This window comes from Butyricimonas sp. BSD2780061689_150309_C8 (genome assembly GCF_015560935.1).
Taxonomy (GTDB): Bacteria; Bacteroidota; Bacteroidia; order Bacteroidales; family Marinifilaceae; genus Butyricimonas; species Butyricimonas paravirosa.
Map to the genome: position 1 here is coordinate 185,396 of NZ_JADMSV010000003.1, position 20,102 is coordinate 205,497.

General features: G+C 43.3%; 13 protein-coding genes and 1 pseudogene. 3 read left to right on the forward strand and 11 right to left on the reverse strand.

Going from position 1 to position 20,102, the window contains the following annotated elements; translation table 11 throughout:
• Position 1: 1 nt before the first annotated feature.
• From I2I33_RS05190 to aroB, 11 genes and pseudogenes are all read right to left on the reverse strand, one after another.
• The gene (locus tag I2I33_RS05190; RefSeq protein ID WP_140402538.1) at positions 2-436 is read right to left on the reverse strand and encodes a hypothetical protein; all 435 of its coding nucleotides are present in this window, start codon (positions 434-436) and stop codon (positions 2-4) included.
• A gap of 10 nt (positions 437-446) precedes the next feature.
• Positions 447-1,088, reverse strand: coding sequence for a fasciclin domain-containing protein (locus I2I33_RS05195; protein ID WP_087419556.1), 642 nt, complete (start codon positions 1,086-1,088; stop codon positions 447-449).
• A gap of 14 nt (positions 1,089-1,102) precedes the next feature.
• Positions 1,103-2,659 (reverse strand): RagB/SusD family nutrient uptake outer membrane protein, encoded by a 1,557-nt coding sequence (locus I2I33_RS05200; protein ID WP_087419555.1) that lies wholly within the window; start codon positions 2,657-2,659, stop codon positions 1,103-1,105.
• 3 nt (positions 2,660-2,662) lie between these two features.
• Positions 2,663-6,172: a SusC/RagA family TonB-linked outer membrane protein gene (locus I2I33_RS05205; protein WP_087419554.1), complete on the reverse strand. Its 3,510-nt coding sequence runs from the start codon at positions 6,170-6,172 to the stop codon at positions 2,663-2,665.
• A 101-nt stretch (positions 6,173-6,273) separates the two neighbouring features.
• A complete protein-coding gene (locus tag I2I33_RS05210) occupies positions 6,274-7,419 on the reverse strand; it encodes a FecR domain-containing protein (protein ID WP_162613695.1) in 1,146 nt (381 codons plus the stop codon).
• A 100-nt stretch (positions 7,420-7,519) separates the two neighbouring features.
• Entirely contained in the window at positions 7,520-8,170 is a 651-nt protein-coding gene (locus I2I33_RS05215) for a hypothetical protein (protein WP_140402537.1), read from the reverse strand.
• Positions 8,167-10,500, reverse strand: a complete 2,334-nt coding sequence (locus tag I2I33_RS05220; RefSeq protein ID WP_087419551.1) for an N-6 DNA methylase — start codon at positions 10,498-10,500, stop codon at positions 8,167-8,169. The genes I2I33_RS05215 and I2I33_RS05220 overlap by 4 nt, the downstream gene beginning before the upstream one ends.
• 458 nt (positions 10,501-10,958) lie before the next feature.
• Positions 10,959-11,477 (reverse strand): annotated as a pseudogene (locus I2I33_RS05225) (RNA polymerase sigma factor); the annotation flags it as partial.
• A 138-nt stretch (positions 11,478-11,615) separates the two neighbouring features.
• Positions 11,616-13,208 carry an aspartate:alanine exchanger family transporter gene (locus I2I33_RS05230; protein WP_087419549.1) on the reverse strand — a complete coding sequence of 531 codons (1,593 nt, stop codon included), beginning with the start codon at positions 13,206-13,208 and terminating at the stop codon, positions 11,616-11,618.
• Between the two features lie 53 nt (positions 13,209-13,261).
• A complete protein-coding gene (locus I2I33_RS05235; RefSeq protein WP_087419548.1) occupies positions 13,262-14,470 on the reverse strand; it encodes a 3-phosphoshikimate 1-carboxyvinyltransferase in 1,209 nt (402 codons plus the stop codon).
• Between the two features lie 15 nt (positions 14,471-14,485).
• A complete protein-coding gene (gene aroB / locus I2I33_RS05240) occupies positions 14,486-15,517 on the reverse strand; it encodes a 3-dehydroquinate synthase (RefSeq protein WP_087419547.1) in 1,032 nt (343 codons plus the stop codon).
• Positions 15,518-15,801: 284 nt separating this feature from the next.
• Here aroB and dprA point away from each other — a divergent pair, with 284 nt between their 5' ends.
• The 3 genes from dprA to I2I33_RS05255 all read left to right on the forward strand — a co-directional run bounded on the left by dprA (position 15,802) and on the right by I2I33_RS05255 (position 19,992).
• On the forward strand, positions 15,802-16,914 hold the full coding sequence (gene dprA, locus I2I33_RS05245) for a DNA-processing protein DprA (protein WP_087419546.1): 1,113 nt from the start codon (positions 15,802-15,804) through the stop codon (positions 16,912-16,914).
• A gap of 193 nt (positions 16,915-17,107) precedes the next feature.
• Positions 17,108-18,442: an NADP-specific glutamate dehydrogenase gene (gene gdhA / locus I2I33_RS05250; protein WP_087419545.1), complete on the forward strand. Its 1,335-nt coding sequence runs from the start codon at positions 17,108-17,110 to the stop codon at positions 18,440-18,442.
• A gap of 158 nt (positions 18,443-18,600) precedes the next feature.
• Entirely contained in the window at positions 18,601-19,992 is a 1,392-nt protein-coding gene (locus tag I2I33_RS05255) for an MATE family efflux transporter (protein WP_087419544.1), read from the forward strand.
• The last annotated feature ends 110 nt before the right edge of the window (positions 19,993-20,102 follow it).

Here is a 20,102-nt window from a genome sequence, read left to right on the forward strand (position 1 = left end):
CTCATTCAATTATAAAAGTGAAAATATCCGATAAAATAGCAGAATAATCCTCGTTACTTACTTTTAACGTTACAACATAACGCCCCGCGGGAGCTTCCGGTTTCAAGGGTACTTCCATCTTGCCACATCCGCGAACCTTTATTTCTTTCGCCAACAACGTAGCCCCTTCCTCGATACCATTCAACGCCCTGACCCCGACCAATTCATAAGTCAAAGGCTCCGTACCCAAAACTCCACTAATATTACCTGTTACCCAAGGTGCATTATTCGCCAGACGATTTTCATCATATTTATCATCACCTAACACCTTACGGATAACCAACGAATCCTGTGGGGCATAACTTGCATCTTTCGTCTGTAAATAACCGACTTTCACGCCATTACAAGCCCCAATACCTAACATTATCAACAATATAATAGTAACCTGTCTCATCATATTTTATTCATTAAAGTTGTCCAAAAGTATAGCCATACGCTAAAGAATGCACGATTCCGTTATTCGGTTGAATATCCGTGGAAGCAACATCAATGCTCGTAGTACTTACAATGTACAAAACCACGGCCCCCGCTTCAGGAATCCCCGCATATGTTTCCTGAAGAGAAAATACCCTAAATGTTGAACCTGCCGCCGACTCGAACGTGATGCCGGAGGCTGCATCCGTACTCGTTCCTCTTGGAATATCCTCCACTTTATATTTCCCTTTCACGATATGACGCAAAATCCAAGTCCGGCATTGCTCCACCCCGACGCCATCGACAAACTCTCTCATACTATGATAGTCATATATTTTTTCCGTATAGTTTGAATTCCAATGCGATTTTTCAAACATTTTTCGCCGGATAGAATGATTGGTTGGACCAAAAAAAGTAATATTCTCATATCCTTCCTTTTCACCCGTGAAATACTCCTTCACTCCTGTATATTCTATCAATACTAATAATGAATCCCAATCATAAGAATTTGACTGAAAATACTCGTACATATTCCCGTTGAACTTCGCCTTAGCAAGCCCGGTATCTATCTGATTGTACTTCGTACAACTCACAAATGCAGATAACAATATTCCTAATAATATAAATTGTTTCATTTCTATTCTCTTAATTAATTTATAAATTGGGACCAATATGCGTTTTGTCTCAACAAGCCGTTCAGTTCAAAAGCATCATCAAAAATAGGCAAGAATATCGCACCGTCCTTTACATCCATCAAAGTCATCGTGGTAAAAGTTCCCTTTAATTCCCTGTTAATATATTCCATACCATTACGTATAACATCAAAGAATCGATGTCCTTCCATCAGAAATTCACGTTCTCGCTCGTGGAAAATTGCATATTGCAAACCTCTGCTATCATCCCTGCCTCCAGGGTAAGCGACAGCATTCGCGTTACTTCTCACCCGGTTCAGATCAGCTTGTGCCAACCCGTCCTGTTCCGTTTTCACGTAACATTCCGCTCTTAATAAATAAATATCGGATAACCTCCAGTAAGCATAATTCGTCTTTACTGCCGCCATCTTTTGCTTCCCGGCCAAATTCGGATCAGTTGTATACACGAAAGATCGCCATTTATTCGGGAAGGCATACCCCCCGGTTATTTTTGCCGAATCCGCGCTCCGGTATGCCTCGTATTCATAGAAGTACTCTTCCGGACGCAAATCCTGCTCTTCATATAACTTCTCGATCGTTTCATAACTTATCAGACTTTTCCCGCTCCACTTGTGGCTAGAAGGTTTCGTCACGTCCGGATGATAAGGATAACCTATATAACCTGCCCCCAACACGTAAGGAGCGGTTATAATATCGTCCTGCATATCCATCGTGAGTTCAAAAATAGTTTCAGGATTTTCCTTGTCAATATCCGAGAAAAGTTCGCATAACGCTTCCGGGCTCCCGGCAAAACTATAAGCTCCCGCCTCTCCATCAATAATGAAAGTAGCGTATTCAATCGATTTATCATAACAATCTTTTGAATTCCCTTCCAAGCCAAGCAAATCGATCAAACTCCCCTTCCAGGCGTAAGCGTGAGCTAACAAAGCAGCGGCAGAACCTTTACTTCCGAATTGTTTAGAGGTAATTTTAGCCCCCAGACGATCCTGTAACTCGGATTGTTTCGGTAAATAATTAAAAGCCTTCGTGGCATTCGCAATTGCGGTATCTATAACCTCCAAAATAGGTTTATTCCCATAGACTTCCGATGACGTGCTATTCCGGGTAATAGGTACCGCACCCCATCTCTGACCGATAATGAAATAAGCTAATCCTTTCGCGAAACAAGCCTGTGCTTCATAATATTGAAGTCGTTCGGGACTTACCTCCGCGGCTGCGGTCCCCATGTTCTCTAAAAGTACATTTGCCATGTACACGACCCAATAAGATTCCGACCAGTTCGTCCCTTGTCCCCCGATGATTGTCGTCGGTGTCCAGTACCATTCCGCCAAGGAATTACCCGTGTAATCATCCAGCATTCCCGCTTTTTCCTGCGTCTGAATATCAAATAACCGCCCATGCACAAAATCCTGTAATTGATACAAAGTAACCTCTAGGTCTTGTTCAGTCTTGTAAAAATTATCGAAGGAAACCATTATTTCCGGCTCCACGTCCAACAGACTATTACATGAAGAAAATAGCCCGATCAATATTATATAGAGAAACTTTTTCATTGACTAAAATTTAATCGTTAATCCCAAGGTGAATTTTCTAGCGGAGGGATAAGTCTCCATACGGTCATATCCTTGCAACAGATCGACATTCTCCGGGTCTAATCCTGAATAATTCGTTAACAGGAACAGATTTTCACCCGTGAAAAATACACGAACACTTGCCAGGTAACATTTCTTCGCCCACTCGCTTGGCAAGTTATACCCTAGAGTCAATTGTTTCAAGCGAATAAAACTAACCGTCTCGATATTCGAATCGATCTGACCGTCAAATTGCCCGTAGTTATATGAATAAATAGCATCTATCGTCGGGTAGTCCGCGTTATCACCCGCTTTTTCCCAGAAACTCACGTTACGATAATCCTCAAACACGGCTCCTAAACTCGTTGAATTAAAATTCAACGAACTCTTCCGGAATGCATTAATCATCTTACGTCCCAAAGAATAATTGAACAAAACGTTCAAATCAAAACCTTTCCACTTCACCTCGCTGGCAATACCCCCGTAAGCAACCGGCAAGGTGGAACCGGCAAAATACAAATCCTTGTCCGTGATCACTCCATCCCCGTTTAAATCTGCAATGATATTCATCCCCGGACGGGTTGGGTTAACCATTCCACCGTTCCCCAAGTATTTAGAATTTCCCTGTTGATCCCAGTACTGCGGGACATCATTTTCACTTTGCGCAACACCTAAATTCTTATACGTCCGCAATTGGTATGTTGATTTCCCAATTACATATTTATTGGAAATATCCACCCCGGTATAAGTCTTTTCCAAAACATTCCAATTTCGAGAGATATTGAAACGAGCACGCCATTTCACTTCCGTATCGCGCAAAATATCGAATTGAGTTTCTAACTCGATTCCTTGATTAGACACCTCGAATGCATTATCCCACATCGTTGTATGAAAATAAACCGTACCCGGTAACGTGGTTTGCCACAATATCGATTTCGTGTATTTATAATAATAATCCAATTTCATTTTCACCCGGTAATCGAACAAATCGACATCTAACCCCAAATCATATTGATCTGATTTCTCCCACGTCAAATTTTGATTCTGCATTTGCGTCGGCACCATCCCGCTAACACCCAAAAAAGTAGAACCTAGATCAAGCACGCCTTGTGCCAAATACGGGCTACTAAAGACTTGTCCGGACTTACCCCAAGAACCGCGAATCTTCCCGTGGCTCAACCACCAGAAATTCTTCATGAAACTCTCGTCTGAAAAATTCCATCCCAAGGCAATAGAGGGGAAAGTCGCCCATCGAACATTTTTACCGAAAACGGAAGATCCGTCCCGACGTAAAGTTACTTCCATCAGATACTTTCTATCGAAATTATATGCCAAGCGACCAAAATAACTCACCATAATCTTTTCCTCTAAACCGGATTGGAAAGTTTGCATCGCCTGAACTTTACCATCCAGTTCTTTCGTTGTTGGCATACCACTTATCACGTAATGAATATAATTACTCGGGGATCCTTTTCCGGTTCCCGACAAATTGTTCATTGCTTCTCGCGTATATGAAAAACCGAATAACCAATCAAAATTATTCCGTTCTTTTATACTGAAATTGTAATGTAACAACTCTTCCGTTTGCAATAACATACTCCCGATAACACTCCCCGTTGACAAACTCAAACCATACTTTGCATCCAGTGTACTCGGACGGAAGTTATTCCCGTTTGCCTGGCTATAATCAATTCCCAAAGAAGCAGAAATATCCAAGCCCTCGATAATTTTATAAGCCAGACGAGTATTCGACCGGATATTAAAATTATATTTCTTTTCTGATACTTCATTAAGCCCTTCAAATATTTTATCATAAACCGTTCCGGAACTCTGAATCAACGTGGACTGATTCGTGGGCTTGACAGTCATGTACGCTATATTCTTATTTTCAGACAAACCGCTTCCCGCCGAGCTCATATCGGTATAGGAAAGCGATAAACGCATATCCAGGGATAAGTTCTTACGGGGTGTCAGGTTTAAATTTGAGATTAAATTTGCCCGTGAAAAGTCTGATCCGACCATAATTCCCCGTTCGTTGTACCAACCGATACCAACCATATACTTCACTTTCGCCGTTCCTCCGGATGCCTGAAGATTTGCATTCAATATCTTACCCGTACGGAAAGTATATTTCCACCAATTCGTGGAATTATTATAAAAAGGATTCAAACTATCCTGTAACTGCCGTTCCAAAGGCACTTTATTAAGAATAGAAGAAGCCCCGTTTCTCCAGAAATAATCGTAAACAGCCCCGGCCTTTCCCATAGCCTCGTTATACGATGAAGGCATATAGACTTGCTGAGTCATATTATTTGAATATCCCCATCTCACGTTTCTGGCTGCATACAACCACCACTGGCGTTCCCCGTTTCCTTGGATTTGCACCGGGGTTTCCGGCAGGCAAGACCATGAATAAGAAGCGTTTGCCTGGAAAACAGCCGTCCCCTCCCGGCCGCGTTTAGTCGTGATCAAAATAACCCCGTTAGAAGCTCTCGATCCGTATATAGCGGCAGAAGCGGCATCTTTCAAAACTTCTACTGACTCGATCGTCATCGGGTCAATCTCCGCCAAAGTATTCGTTCCCGTCAACGGAGAAGTGAAAGATTGGATTGGCACACCATCCACCACGTACAAGGGGGTCCCATCATTTACACCCTCTTGCATCAATGTATTGTAACCGCGAATGGCAACACGAGTACCACCACCTCCGGGAGCCCCTGAAACGTTACTTACTTCCACCCCCGCCATATGTCCTTGTAGTAAATTTTCCAGACTGGCAGAAGGGACTTCTTCCAAATCTTTCGATTTTACAGAAGAAATAGAACTGATCAATTCCTTTTTATTTCTTTCCCCGTAGGCAATCACCGTCACCTCGTCCAAATCGGAAACTTCCTCCTTCAACACCACGAGCAACTCGTCCCCGGCCTTGAAATTCTTGATCTCCTGTTTAAAACCCACGAAAGAGAAAATCAACCGTCCCTTTTCCACGGGCAACGTCAAGGTAAACAACCCCTGGGCATCCGTGGCACATCCCACCGTGGTACTATCCAACCGGACCGTTACCCCGGGAAGCGGTTGTTTTTTCTCGTCCACCACTTTTCCCTTAATAACACACTTCTTCACCTCCTTCTTCTCATCCGGGGTCACCGTCGGTTTCACGACAATCACGTTTCCCTCGAACAGGAACTCCAACCCCGAGAAGACCCGGTTCAACAAAACATCCACGGCCTCATCTTTGGCAGAGACAGATATATTATTAAACGAAATCAAATCCGCATCATTATACACGAAGAACAAATTCGTCTCCTTCTGAATCTGTTTAAATAGTTCCATCGCACCAACATTTTTCACGTCCAACGTCACCCGCTGTTCTTGCGAGAAACTATTGGCAGAAATCGTCATGCTGGTCATTGTCATCAAAATAAATAATAACCTCATGATTTTCAATAAATTCTTTTTACCATAGAAATAGTAAAAACTTTGTTTTTTTTTCATACATTTGATTTTTGAATTAAAAAACTACTTGGGTAAACATTGTCGCATTTGTTTACCCGAATGAATTCAAACTCCGGATAAGTAGCCGCTTGTCCGGAATTTTATTTTCGCACGATTATCACTCTACCTTTTATCTCGAACTGCACATGGGATGTCTTCTCGATCAGAGACAACAACCCATTGATTTCCTCGTAACGGGGCAAATACCCGCTAAACCGTTCGTTTCTTACCTCGTTATTCACAAAGAACACCTGAATATCATACCACAACGACAGTTCATCCAGTATCTCGCCTATACTCTTGTTCTCGAAATAATAATTTCCTCGCTGCCACGCCACATAAGATAACACGTCCACGTCCCGAACCGTAACCCGTCCCACGAGCTTGTTAAACACCGCTTGCTGGTTCGGTTTCAACATTACTTCCGCCAATCCCTTCGGTTTCACCGACACGGAACCTTCCACCAACGTCGTTTGAATCTGGTCATTCCGACGAGTGTTCACGTTAAACCGCGTTCCATAAACCTTCACCTCCATCCCATTCGCCTCCACGATAAACGGTTTCTCGGTATCTTTTGTCACCTCAAAATAAGCCTCTCCTTCCAACCGTACCCGTCTCTCCTTACCCGCAAACTTCACCGGGTAACGAATCTCCGTTGCCGCATTCACCCACACTTTCGTCCCGTCGGCCAGCATGATCGTGTACTCTCCCCCTTTAGGAGTAATCAACCGATTCTGTAAATTAATACCCTTATTATCCAAAGAATCCACGTAAACCAACGCTTGATCATTCGTGTGAATCGTCACCCCATCAATCTCTTTCAGTGTCATCCGGGAAGTATCAAGAGCAAGGACTTTCCCGTCATTCAACACCAACGTCGCTTTTCTCACGCCATGCTCGATAGGCCCGATGCCATAATCCACACCTTCCACCACGGATTGCCTTGTCCAAAGTAACATTCCCGCGAGAATCGGCAATGCCAACATCGCCGCATAACTCACCACCTTCAACCACACCCGTCGTTCCCGTCTCCGGCAAGCCTCGTCAACTCTCGTCTCGAAATCCCGTTTAAATCGTTTCTTTGTCTCCACATCCAACTGGAAATTCTCCCGCCTCGCCACGAAACGTTTCATCTCCTCGTAGAGCTGCCGATGCCTTTCCGATTCATCCAGCCAAGCCTCTAAAACCTGCCTATCCTCCTCATCCAGTGAAGAAGTAAAGCTCCGTTTTATCAACCTCCAATCCATTTTCATAGTATTTTTCTAAAAATTTCGTCCCTATAACACGAAACCTTGAAAAATGTTTACAAGGGAAATGGAAAAAAATTATTTGTACATGATATTTTTATTATTCAATATATTCAAGCTCTTTTCTTATAGAACTGATAAGCCCACAGAACCAATTGACAACCTCGACATCTTCTATCGAACGAACATGAGACAACCCATCTGCCCATCTGCCATTCATTGCAAAATGAAACTTTTTCAAATCTGGAACCTTCAATTTTTCAAATTCTAATATTTCCAATAATCCCTCTGTTCCATATTCTCTCATAAACTCTTCATACGTATTTGCAAGAGAAGTTCCTGCCGTGAAATGCCAATGAGGTTGAGGATGAATCTCTTGATCATTATTATAATCATCCCACTCTGCTCGAAACAATTGAACAATATGGTTTTCAATTTGTTTAAATACAGATATCGAAATAGAACATTGTTTCATCACACGCTTCACCTTACGTCCCCTTTTCGGAATTTCGTTTGCAAATATAAACTTCACCTCTACGTACAAGTAATAATTCTTAAACCAATGTTCAACATCGACCTCTGCCGCTCCACCATCATCAAGACGATTGACAGCTTTACTTGTCCCTTTATTATGATAGACAATCAACGAATATCCGTCCCCTCCATAAGGAACCAGCATGAAATCAGGATCTATAATAGGTTTACATCGCTTGTTCAGCGATAATATCACGTTCCCATGATCTACTATCATAAGTTATACTCAATATAATTATATACAACCTCGTCTATCCGATCTCGAAAAAAAACTGCGCCTTCCTCTGACGCCATTTTACCAAGCATCACTAGTTCATGATACATTTTAGATTCCCTTTTACCTTTTTGACGCACATCAAGTATCGGGATCTGATGAGTATATTTAGCCGACAAATCATACCATGCACCTCCAGCTAATTGTTTCGTATAAATAGACAACATTTTCTCGAACAAACTACTCACAAAGAAAGCCAAATAAAAATAATAATCTTCGTCCTCTATTTTCATCTCTTTTTTCGGAATCCACGCATAGCCACGCTCTATCACACAATCTCCTTTAGCATCTAATGCAAATGATTTAGAATTGCCGAACTCCGTAGATACCAAACGACACTTTTTCTCTAACAACCAATCCCGATGCCGACTTAACATCCACCACCACTTTTTATTATTAAGCGAACTCCTGTTTATCAACTCCCTTTTAAAATTTAACAGACGGTTATAAGTCATGGGGGCCTTTTCTGCTAACTGTTCTTCTGATTGGACGAGTAATCCCTCTTGGCTATACGGATACCACACATAATGCTTTGCCTCCAATTTCCCATACGATATGGCATCATTGTCTATCGATTTTCGATAAAATTTTTGTTCATCCGTTGACATCATTTCATACTCGTCTGCACCGATGATAAAAGCACCGTTATTCCCAGTACGAATACCTTGTCTAACTGTAAATATCGTTTTCAATCTCACTAAATTTCCTTGTTGCAAACAATCATCCAATTGCGCTCTCAACAATGTATCTTTCAACGAAGTCACTTTCCATGAACCATGAACATCAGGATAATCCACCGGTACATATATACTATAACGACCTTTATCCACTTCACGTAAATTATTCGCCTCCATTTTACGTAAGGCACAAATAGCCTCCTGCGCAACTCCTCTCTCATTACTAGACCACAAAAGCCTAGTTCCCATGATTGTTTTCGGTTTATGCCCCACGTACAAACTCACATCCGTCAAGGCGTTATCAAAAACAAAATTACCTAATTTTGCCACAAGACGTGACGACATCACTTCCTGTAACTGTTTCCTTATATCATCATAAGATTCTGTCGTGAATAAAGTGGTTGGCATCACACATCCCAACACTCCATTTTCCAAAAGAGAATGAATTGCTTTCTGGAAAAATGCGATAGCCTGATTAGGTTTCGTAATCTTCGTTGACAAGCATCCAGCCACAACCTCTCGCTGAGACACACTAAGTAACTCCCATGAAACAAAAGGAGGATTCATTAGTAATATATCGGTATCACATCTCCAATCTTCTTGCAACGAATCGTTTACCTGTCTAATATCAATCTGCAATTTCTCATGCCATTGCGTTTCTTTTTCATAATGAAGTAAAAACTTCGATGTACTCACCGCACTTTCCGAACTATCCCAACCTCGCACGCAAACGATCCCCGCATAGTGTTTATCCTGTAACTGTTTCAACGCTTCCATCAAAAATTCTGCCGACCCACATGCAGGATCAAATATAGTTATACGATCTTTCTGGAGATCGATATATTTCAAACATTGTTCCACAATACCACGAGCAACATATTGCGGAGTATAATGGGCACTACTATAACCTTTCTCTGATGTTATCAATCGACTACTCACATCACCAAACAAATCCCGATCTGGAAAAAAAGTCTGAACAACACGGTGTGCTTCTTGAAAAATAGGTCCAGCACAATGACGCAGAATAACTTCCAAATCAGGCTTAATCATAGCCACTCCCCCTTTTAATTCCTCAATGAAAAAATCAAATTGATCAGGCAATGTAGCATTCGAGATTCCCCACTTGTCATAATCCAAATGATTTACATCTTCATCAAGTGAAAGCAATAAAGTATATAATAAATTTAATGCAGACCGAGGAGTTTGCGTTTCACGAGTCAAATTCCTCATTTTGCGAAATAAATTCAAAATAAAAGGAACCACATCATTACCAGTCGCGTATGTCTGTTGAGTAAGATAATTATAAAACCTATCTATATTATTCTCTACATAGTGTTTTTCAATTCGTTCAGAAGAAGACTTAAGCCAATTGTAAATAATGACATCACGGCCTTGTACAGTCACATAGTTTTTAGTATTAGACGACCAAGCAAAAGAATTATATATTTGTTGATCTTCTTCTGGCTTCAAATCAATACAAAAATCACCTTTCCCACCATTAAGTAAAGCATATTTCCCTACACACGAAGGCTTAATGGAGATAGGAAATAGACCGAAATCCCTTCTCCAATCATGTATGCTATTGACATCAAACATAATTTTAGGCTTTTTCTTGTTTCTATTTTTACAAAGGTAACTTTTTTTATCCAGAAATCAAGATTCTAAGATCTTTTAATCTCAATCAACAAAATCCAGACTATATACGGATAATTTCCATGCAATAACGACCTATCTTTAATCCCCACACGCTTCCGATTCCAATATTGACATTCCCTCACGAGGCTTCCATATCCTACCCTATTCCATACCTATTTTGTAATTAATTCTTGAACAATTCCGGATCACTACCATCATGAACCTTATAGATACCTTATATAAACCTTATATATAATAAGGTTCATAAAGTATTCAAACAATCTAATTAATAGATTTATTACGAAAATAATCCGCTAGTGATCAACTATTGATCATCGATTCATTATAAACATCAAGAGCAAAAGGGCATATCCTAAGACACACCTTTCCACACGTGACTTTATTCACCTGGAATCAACCTACATATATTCAATACTAGCCGACAGCATGAAAAGCACTAGCGCGAAATCATAATCCGAGAAACAACGTTTCAACTTTTCCAACCCGCGATGCAACTGTACCTTCACGGTATTCTCATTCATCTCCAACTGTTCAGAAATCTCGCTGTACTTGTACCCATGCACGAAACGAAGAAGACACACTTCCCGACATTTTTCCGGTAACTCGTCCAACACCTCCCGGATTTTCTCCAGAATCTCTTCCCGATCGATCATGTCCACGTTGTCCGAATAGACTGCCGCCTCGGCGTATAAGGCCATGTTACGATCTTCAATTTTCGCATCCCGCAGGTAATTGTAGCAACGATTACGCACGCTCGTGTAAAGATAGGCTTTCAGGGAACCCTGATAATTTTTCAGAACCGATTTTTCATAGATCGCGATAAAGACCTCCTGCACAATATCATTGGCCACGTCTTCCCGAAAAACCATATTCAGGGCAAACGTGAACAACTTATCGAAATACCCGTCAAACAAATCCGAATAGGCTTTTCAATCATTCCGTCGCAATCTCTCTATTAATATTGATTCATCCAATTTTGCACTTATTTTGAATCATAGCGAGACAAAAATATTTTTTATTTTCCACTTATAAAAAGTATTCCTCGTAATTTATGTTCAAATTAACATACTTAATAGTTGAATACAGATAATTAGAAATACCATCGCTATCGGATAAACCGTTGCATAGGCCACGCTCGGGATGTTACTGTCAGTCATGGAATCAGCGGCAGCCAATCCCGGTGTACTTGTCATTCCTCCCGTGATCGTTCCCATCAGATCCAAAATATTGATCCGGAAACCGTAGTACCCCACCAACAGAGCCACGATCATCGGCAACAAGGTAATAGCAAAACCCACCCCGAACAGGGTTAACCCGCTATCCATGAAAGTTTGTACCAGATTCACGCCTGCCGAGGTCCCGACTTCCGCCAAAAACAGTAACAACCCTAATTGACGTAACAATTGATTGGCCGGGCCGGACATAGACCACACGATAGGCCCAGTCTTACCAAGATAACCCAAAACCAGGGCCACGATCAGGATTCCTCCGGTCAATCCCGGAGAAAAGGTGAAACTATCGGAAAAAGAGATATTCACTTTTCCGAAAAGCACGCCCAACACGATACCCATTGCTATCGGGAAAAAATCGGTGTCCGACAAACGTTTCTTGTCATTCCCCAAAAGATTCAACACGTCCTTCATGCTCTCCTTCCGGGCTATTACCGTCAGCTTATCACCAAAACGCAGAACCAAATCGGGACTCGGAGCCACGTCAATACCGGAACGACGTACGCGGGTCACCGTGCAATGATAATTCTGATGCAGGCTCAAACTCCCCAAGCTCTTCCCGGCCACCTCTTTATTCGTCAACAGCACGTACTGCATATCAATGCTATCCCCCAATGGCAAATCCTGATTCATCTTTTCCCCGACCAGGATTTCTAACTGCCGCAACGCATTCGGGGAGCCTACCGCCTTGATCAAATCTCCCTCCCGCAACACGGATAGAGGAGTCGGGATCTCGGTCAGGTTATCGTGAACCAAACGGGAAACCACGGCTCCCGTCATGGTCCGGATTTGCAGATCCGCCAAGCTCTTGTCAAAAGCGTTCGGATTACTCACCCGGAAAACAGCCGTTTTGATCTCTGGGTATTGTTGTTGCTGCAAGGCTTCCAGTCGTTTCTCTTCCGCACGGATGTCCACGCGTAACATCTTAGGTAAAAGTTTCACGAATAGGATCACCCCAATCACCCCAAAAGGATAGGCAATCCCGTAAGCAATGGAAGAGGACGAGGAACCCGTGGCATCAATAGCGGCAGCTAAACCCGGCGTACTCGTCAACGCTCCCGCGATCAATCCCACGACACTCGGCGTATCAATGTCAAACAAATATTTAGAGGCGATTCCGGTCAGTGCTGCCGTGGCCACGATTAATAACGTGATAATTGCCAGCACTTTCCCTTTCGCTTTAAAAGAGGTAAAAAATCCCGGTCCGGCCTGCATCCCGATTGTGAAAATAAATAGTACCAGCCCGAAATTTCCCAGTTCTTTCGGGATAATCACCCCGAAATGACCAAAAAGCAAGGCAATAAAAATGACCGCTGACACGTCCAGCGATATTCCTTTAAAATTAATTCGTCCCAGTATAAAACCTAGAGCAACAATTAAAAACAACGCGAAATAAGAAGATTGTAATAATGATTCCATAAATAAATAGATTCCGTGATTACCGATTAATGATTTCGTGATTAATCGGATGATTAAATCAATAATTTATCCAGCTGTTCCCAAAATGTAGGGAAAGACTTCGTCACCACCCCGGCATTGCGGATGACCAAACCGGGTAACTTTAACCCGACGGGAGCAAACGCCATTGCCATACGATGGTCTTGATAAGTATCTATTTCCAATGAAATCAACGTATTCCGTTCCCGATTCCATGACAACTCGCCATGCACGGGGACTTCCAGATCATACCCCAATTTGTGTAACTCTCGAATCGAGGCGGCCACCCGGTCACACTCTTTAACATACAAAGTTTCCAAGCCGCGAATATGAAACGGAATATCTTTTAAACAACAAGTCACGATAAAAGTTAGAGCCAGATCGGGCATTTCCGTGAAATCCGCCTCGAATAAACCCGTGTTTTCACCGGCAACCCGCAAGAGAACACCCGATTCCCGCCATTCTGTTTGCACCCCTAATTGTTCCCACAATCTATATTGCAGCGCATCCCCTTGCAAACTGTCTTTTTTCAAGTCCGAAATAAAGATTTCCCCCTGCCCGATAATAGAAAGCATCTCGTAGAAATAAGATGCTGCCGTCCAGTCGGATTCCACACGCAGGTTTACCGGGATGTACCCCTTCTCGGGAATAATAATCTTTTCCCCTTCCAAGCGCACGTCTACCCCAAACAAGCGCATCATGCCGGCCGTCATCCGTATGTAAGCGGCAGAAACGATTCTTTCTTCCAAATCGAGTGTCAAACCTCCCGGCAGCAAAGGGGCAATCATCATCAAGGCCGACACGTATTGACTACTCACGGACGCATCTAACGACAGGGAACGCCCTCCTTGTAAAGGTGCGGAAGTAATCCATAAAGGCGGAAAACCCTCATCCCCCATGTAGGTGATACTCGCACCTAATTCCCGCAAAGCATCCACCAATACCTGCACGGGACGCTGTTTCATACGCTCCGAACCGGTTAATTCCCGAACCCCGCCTTTCAAGGCAAAATAAGCTGTCAAGAAACGCATGGCAGTTCCGGCGTGTCCCACGTTGACCAACCTGTCTGAAGTGGACAGGGCCTCCCGCAACACCCGTGTATCATCGCTATCTGACAAGTTCTCCGGCACCGGGCATCCTGCCAAGGCACATAACACGAGCGCCCTGTTCGAGATGCTCTTGGAAGCCGGTAAAACAGCCACACCTTCAATCTTCGTCTTGTCCCACGCGATAACTCGATCCATAATTCTACTCGTTATTTACACTTGGCTCAATGCCTCAACCACTAAATCTTTCGAACAATAATTATCCAGTGAAAACTCCCCGATGCCCGGAAGTAACGTGAAATTCACTCCCCGCCGTTCGTTTTTCTTATCATGCAACATCAATTCATACAAGGTATCAACATGCTCCATCAGAGGATAGTTCGGATAATGTCGTTTGACAAAATTCCGGACTTCCCGGTAAATTTCTTCCGGGAAACCTTTTTCTTTGACGGACAGGTACAATTCGGCCACCAATCCCAATGCCACCGCCTCCCCGTGCAAGAGAGCCATCCCCCGCATGATAGACAAGCTTTCGATGGAATGCCCGATCGTGTGTCCGAAATTCAACACTTTACGCAGTCCCTGTTCCCTGGGGTCCTGGGAAACAATTTCATCTTTTATCGTCACGGAACGCCGAATCAGCTCCAGAAAATCTTCCGGACTCGTTTCTTGATAGTCCAAGCTCAACAACCGGGTCAAATACTCCCGATCTGATAATAAACCATGCTTGATCATCTCCGCAAAACCGGACATTCGTTCCCGCACGGGTAAATGACTTAAAAAATGGACATCGATAATCACTTTTTCCGGGATGGAGAATGTGCCGATCTCGTTTTTCAAACCGTTGAAATTAAACCCGGTTTTACCGCCCAAGGATGCATCAACCTGCGCCAGCAGTGTCGTGGGAACATTGATGCAACGCATTCCCCGTTTGAACGTGGAAGCTGCGAATCCTCCCAAATCCGTCACGACACCACCTCCCACGCACACGAGAATGGAAGATCGACGCGCCCCCCGTTTACTCAACATCGTCCAAATCCGGCTGACGCTTTCAATCGACTTATACTCTTCCCCGCAATCCAGAACCGTCACGTGAGAGGGAATCCAATCCACCTTCTCAAACAAGCGATCACAAAAACCGACCGTGTGTTTATCCGCCACGATAAATAAATTCTCGTGCCTGATTCCTCCCAGCAATTCGGCAAGGACAATGCTGGCATCCGTGGTAAAAATGATACTTTCCATTCATCCTGTATTTCCGTACAAAATTAAACTATTTTAATCAGATGCCCAAAAGAGAAGAAGTTTATAAAGTTTATAAGGTTCGTAAGGTCTATAAAGTTCTTGGACTCCTGCGAGACCTTTGTCCACGGCAGCTGAGTTGCCGATAGATTTTATCCGGAGGACTCCCGACACTTTAATAAACCTTATAAACTTTACAAACCTTATGAACTCATTTTCTCCATTTCATTCGCTTTTTAAACTATAAAGGTGTATTTTTGTCATAAATCACTTTTAAATATCGGCGTATGAATCATGAAAACTCGGTCCTGACAAGGGTTGCCATCACCATGGCACCCCGGCTTAACAATGCTCTTTTTGCCCCCTTGTTCCAACAATGTGGCGGAATTTCCGGCTTTTTCGAAGAAACAGATCAAAATATAGAGACTCTTTTCCGGGAAAATAACCTGACAAACATCCAACCCGAACGCTCCCGCTGGTTACAGATGGCAAAGCAGGAGTTGGACGTCATGGAAAAACATCACATCCGGGTATGCGGGATCGAAGATTCGAATTATCCCCGCCTTTTGAAGCATTGCGCGGATGCCCCACTCGTACTATTTTATAAGGGGATTCTGGATGACTCCGACTCGAAGAATATTGCCATTGTGGGAACCCGCAAAGCAACCGAAATGGGCAAGAAACGAGTAGACACGTTGCTCCATGAACTGGCCGAAACAGGTTACCACCCGAATATCATCAGTGGATTGGCTTACGGGATCGACATTACCGCCCACACGGCGTGCATACATTACGGTTTAAAAGCACAGGCCGTTCTCGGGCACGGCCTACACATGGTTTATCCCGCCTCACACAAAAATATGGCCGAAAAAATTCTGGAACAAGGAGGAGCTTTAATTTCAGAATTTCCGACTTGCGCACAGATTTTACCGACAAATTTCCTTCAACGCAATCGTATCGTGGCAGGCATGAGCGAGGCGATTCTTGTCGCCGAATCTCCCATAAAAGGAGGGGCCATGTCTACCGCCCGACAAGCCCTGTCGTACAACCGGGACGTGATGGCAATTCCCGGAAGACCGGAAGACCCGACCTTCGCCGGGTGTAACCTGTTGATCAAACAAAATATTGCCGCCTTGGTAGAAAACATCAAGGACCTGCTCCGGATTCTCAACTGGCCACCTCTCCCAACCGGACCCTACCAGATGTCCCTGGATTTATTCCCCATAACAAATAATGAAGTATTACTCTTGGAGATTCTGTTAAAAAGGGGAGAACAAAATATCGACCAGTTACATCAACTTACACGCATACCCGTGCATGACCTCTCCGTACTTCTTTTAAAACTCGAACTGGAAGGTCACGTGATGCAACTCCCCGGTAATTGTTACACGCTCATTTAACAGGTTTTATTACAGATTCATAGCACTTCATGAATCGTGATTGAAATTTTAAACTATTATAACGTTTGCACCTACCAAAAAATAACTCGAAAAATTTTTGGAATCATAAACAAAAGCATACCTTTGAACCGAATTTTGATAATTCAAGTAAATGAAAATGTTTTTTTAAAGTTTTTACTTAAACAATATTCAAATGAAAGCAGAGATTAAAGAATTCATGGATGCCTTAAAGGCTAGAACCGTAGGTGAATCAGAATTCCACCAGGCAGTTCAAGAAGTGATTGAAACTGTATGGGATACCTATCAGGCAAACCCGAAATACAAGGCTAACAAGATCCTTGAGAAAATGGTAGAACCTGAGAGAGTAATCATGTTCAGAGTGCCCTGGATCGACGATAAAGGTGAAGTACAAATCAACCGTGGTTATAGAGTACAATTCAACAGTGCTATTGGACCGTACAAAGGAGGTTTGCGTTTCCACCCGTCAGTAACCCTTGGCGGTTTGAAATTCTTAGGTTTCGAACAAACTTTCAAAAACTCTTTGACTACTCTTCCGATGGGTGGTGGTAAAGGAGGTTCTGACTTCAACCCGAAAGGAAAATCAGATAACGAAATCATGCGTTTCTGCCAAAGCTTCATGACTGAACTTTGCAAATATATCGGTGCTGACACTGACGTACCTGCTGGAGATATCGGTGTTGGTGGTCGTGAAATCGGTTTCTTGTTCGGACAATACAAGAGAATTCGCAACGAATTCGTTGGTGTGTTAACTGGAAAGAACCGTGAATTCGGTGGTTCAAGAGTACGTCCGGAAGCTACTGGTTACGGTACCGTTTATTTCGCACAACACATGTTGGCTGAAAAAGGTGAGAAAATCGCCGGTAAAGTAGTTGCTCTTTCTGGTTTCGGTAACGTAGCTTGGGGTGCTGCTCAAAAATTAGTTCAATTAGGAGCTAAAGTTGTTACGATCTCTGGTCCTGACGGATACGTATATGACGAAAAAGGTCTTACTCAAGAAGGTGTAGACTACATGTTGGAATTGCGTGCTAGCAACAACGACGTTGTAGCTCCTTACGCTGAGAAATTCGGTGCTAAATTCTTCCCGAAAGCTAAACCTTGGGAAGTTAAATGTGACATCGCATTCCCTTGCGCTATCCAAAACGAGTTGAACGAAGACGACGCTAAGAAATTGGTTGCTAACGGTTGCCAAATGATCGTTGAAACGTCTAACATGGGTTGTACTGCAGAAGCAGTGAACTATGCTAACGCTCACATCACTTTCGCTCCGGGTAAAGCAGCTAACGCTGGTGGTGTTGCTGTTTCTGGTCTTGAAATGAGCCAAAACTCAATGAGATATAGCTGGACTGCTGAAGAAGTAGACGCTAAATTGTCTCAGATCATGAAAGACATCCACGATACTTGCGTTAAATTCGGTAAAGAAGGTAACAAGATCAACTATGTTAAGGGTGCTAACATCGGTGGCTTTATCAAAGTTGCTGAGGCTATGTGCGCTCAAGGACACTGCTAATAATACAGTAAGTCTATATAAAGAATCCGCCTCGTTTGGGGCGGATTTTTTTATTCCTCTCTATTACCCGATCAGTAAAATTGATAAAACAAAAAGTAATCCGTGTATGCTATTATCAGGTTGTTTCCTGTACTTTCGCGTCATGAAAATGTCAAAATATGCGTACTCATAATAAATCATCACAAGGTGCGGTCCGGATGGATATGCTGCATGGAAGTTTATTGAACAAGATTCTGTTGTTTTCTCTGCCATTAGCGGCAAGTAGCATCCTGCAGCAGTTATTCAACTCGGTAGATGTGGCCGTCGTGGGAAGATTTGCTAGCGATCAGGCTCTGGCAGCTGTGGGAAGCAACAGTTCGGTGATCAGCTTGATGATTAACCTGTTCGTGGGAATATCCGTCGGGGCAAATGTCGTGATCGCCAATTACATCGGACAAAAAGATGAACGGGGAATCAAAAATGCCATACACACGGTCTCCGTGATCGCACTGACAAGTGGGTGCCTACTACTCGTGGTAGGTTTACTCATAGCCCGCCCGATACTGGAAGCTATGGACACGCCCGATGATGTCATAGACCTGGCAGTTCTGTATCTTCGCATTTACTTCCTCGGAATGCCCTTTTTCATGATTTACAATTTCGGGGCAAGCATTCTCCGTAGCATGGGAGACACGAAACGCCCGCTTTATTGTCTTGTTGCCGCCGGGATCATCAATACCGTGCTAAACTTACTGTTAGTCATTGTCTTCAAGATGAGTGTTGCGGGCGTCGCTATTGGTACGGTCGTTGCCAACATGTTCAGCGCGGGCGTGATCATATACATCCTGCGACACGAACAAGGACCATTCAAGCTAGACTTCAAGCACCTCCGCATCAATCGTCCCGAATTACGAAAAGTTCTTCAGATCGGAGTCCCCGCAGGAATACAGGGGATGGTGTTTTCGATTGCCAACATTTTCATACAAGCAGCCGTCAACCGATTCGGCTCCGCAGCTATTGCCGGTTCTGCCGCCGCCCTCACGTACGAGTATTACTGTTATTTCGTGGTCAGTGCTTTCAGTCAAGCCGCGGTGACTTTCATCAGCCAAAATTACGGGGCCGGGCAAATTGATCGCTGTAAAAGAATTTTCCGTCTGACGATGTTATTAAGTGTTGCCTGTTGCGGCTTGCTGAATGTGCTATTCGTCTGGCAAAAACACTTCGCTATCAGCTTCTTCACATCCAGTCCGGAAGTGTTCCACTACGCGGCACTTCGTATGAATATCGTCTTATTGACACAGTGCCTTGCTTGCTCATACGAAATTGCCGGAGCCGCACTCCGGGGGCTTGGCTATTCCATGCTACCGGCGATCCTCACCGTGTTCGGTACCTGTGTCTTACGATTACTATGGATATACCTTGTCTGTCCCTTATTGCCCAGTTTCGACGCCTTGATGGTCATCTATCCCATCTCGTGGATCGTGACGGGTGCTGCCGTTTTGGTCGCATACTACGTGGTACAAAAGAAATTGTTTCACCCCAAGGGAATAGCGATTCTTACCGGACAGTAAAGCCCTATACCATCGAGATAAGTAAAAAATAAATAGTTTAAAATCATCTCCTTAGCAGCTATCAAAAAAATGCCGACCCGAAAATAATATTCCGGTCGGCATACTCACAT

Excerpts from the sequence above, each read along its gene's own strand:
- I2I33_RS05190 (WP_140402538.1), bottom strand. The coding sequence starts at position 436 with ATGATGAGACAGGTTACTATTATATTGTTGATAATGTTAGGTATTGGG.
- I2I33_RS05195 (WP_087419556.1), bottom strand. The coding sequence starts at position 1,088 with ATGAAACAATTTATATTATTAGGAATATTGTTATCTGCATTTGTGAGT.
- I2I33_RS05200 (WP_087419555.1), bottom strand. The coding sequence starts at position 2,659 with ATGAAAAAGTTTCTCTATATAATATTGATCGGGCTATTTTCTTCATGT.
- I2I33_RS05205 (WP_087419554.1), bottom strand. The coding sequence starts at position 6,172 with ATGAAAAAAAAACAAAGTTTTTACTATTTCTATGGTAAAAAGAATTTA.
- I2I33_RS05210 (WP_162613695.1), bottom strand. The coding sequence starts at position 7,419 with ATGGATTGGAGGTTGATAAAACGGAGCTTTACTTCTTCACTGGATGAG.
- I2I33_RS05215 (WP_140402537.1), bottom strand. The coding sequence starts at position 8,170 with ATGATAGTAGATCATGGGAACGTGATATTATCGCTGAACAAGCGATGT.
- I2I33_RS05220 (WP_087419551.1), bottom strand. The coding sequence starts at position 10,500 with ATGTTTGATGTCAATAGCATACATGATTGGAGAAGGGATTTCGGTCTA.
- I2I33_RS05230 (WP_087419549.1), bottom strand. The coding sequence starts at position 13,208 with ATGGAATCATTATTACAATCTTCTTATTTCGCGTTGTTTTTAATTGTT.
- I2I33_RS05235 (WP_087419548.1), bottom strand. The coding sequence starts at position 14,470 with ATGGATCGAGTTATCGCGTGGGACAAGACGAAGATTGAAGGTGTGGCT.
- aroB (WP_087419547.1), bottom strand. The coding sequence starts at position 15,517 with ATGGAAAGTATCATTTTTACCACGGATGCCAGCATTGTCCTTGCCGAA.
- dprA (WP_087419546.1), top strand. The coding sequence starts at position 15,802 with ATGAATCATGAAAACTCGGTCCTGACAAGGGTTGCCATCACCATGGCA.
- gdhA (WP_087419545.1), top strand. The coding sequence starts at position 17,108 with ATGAAAGCAGAGATTAAAGAATTCATGGATGCCTTAAAGGCTAGAACC.
- I2I33_RS05255 (WP_087419544.1), top strand. The coding sequence starts at position 18,601 with ATGCGTACTCATAATAAATCATCACAAGGTGCGGTCCGGATGGATATG.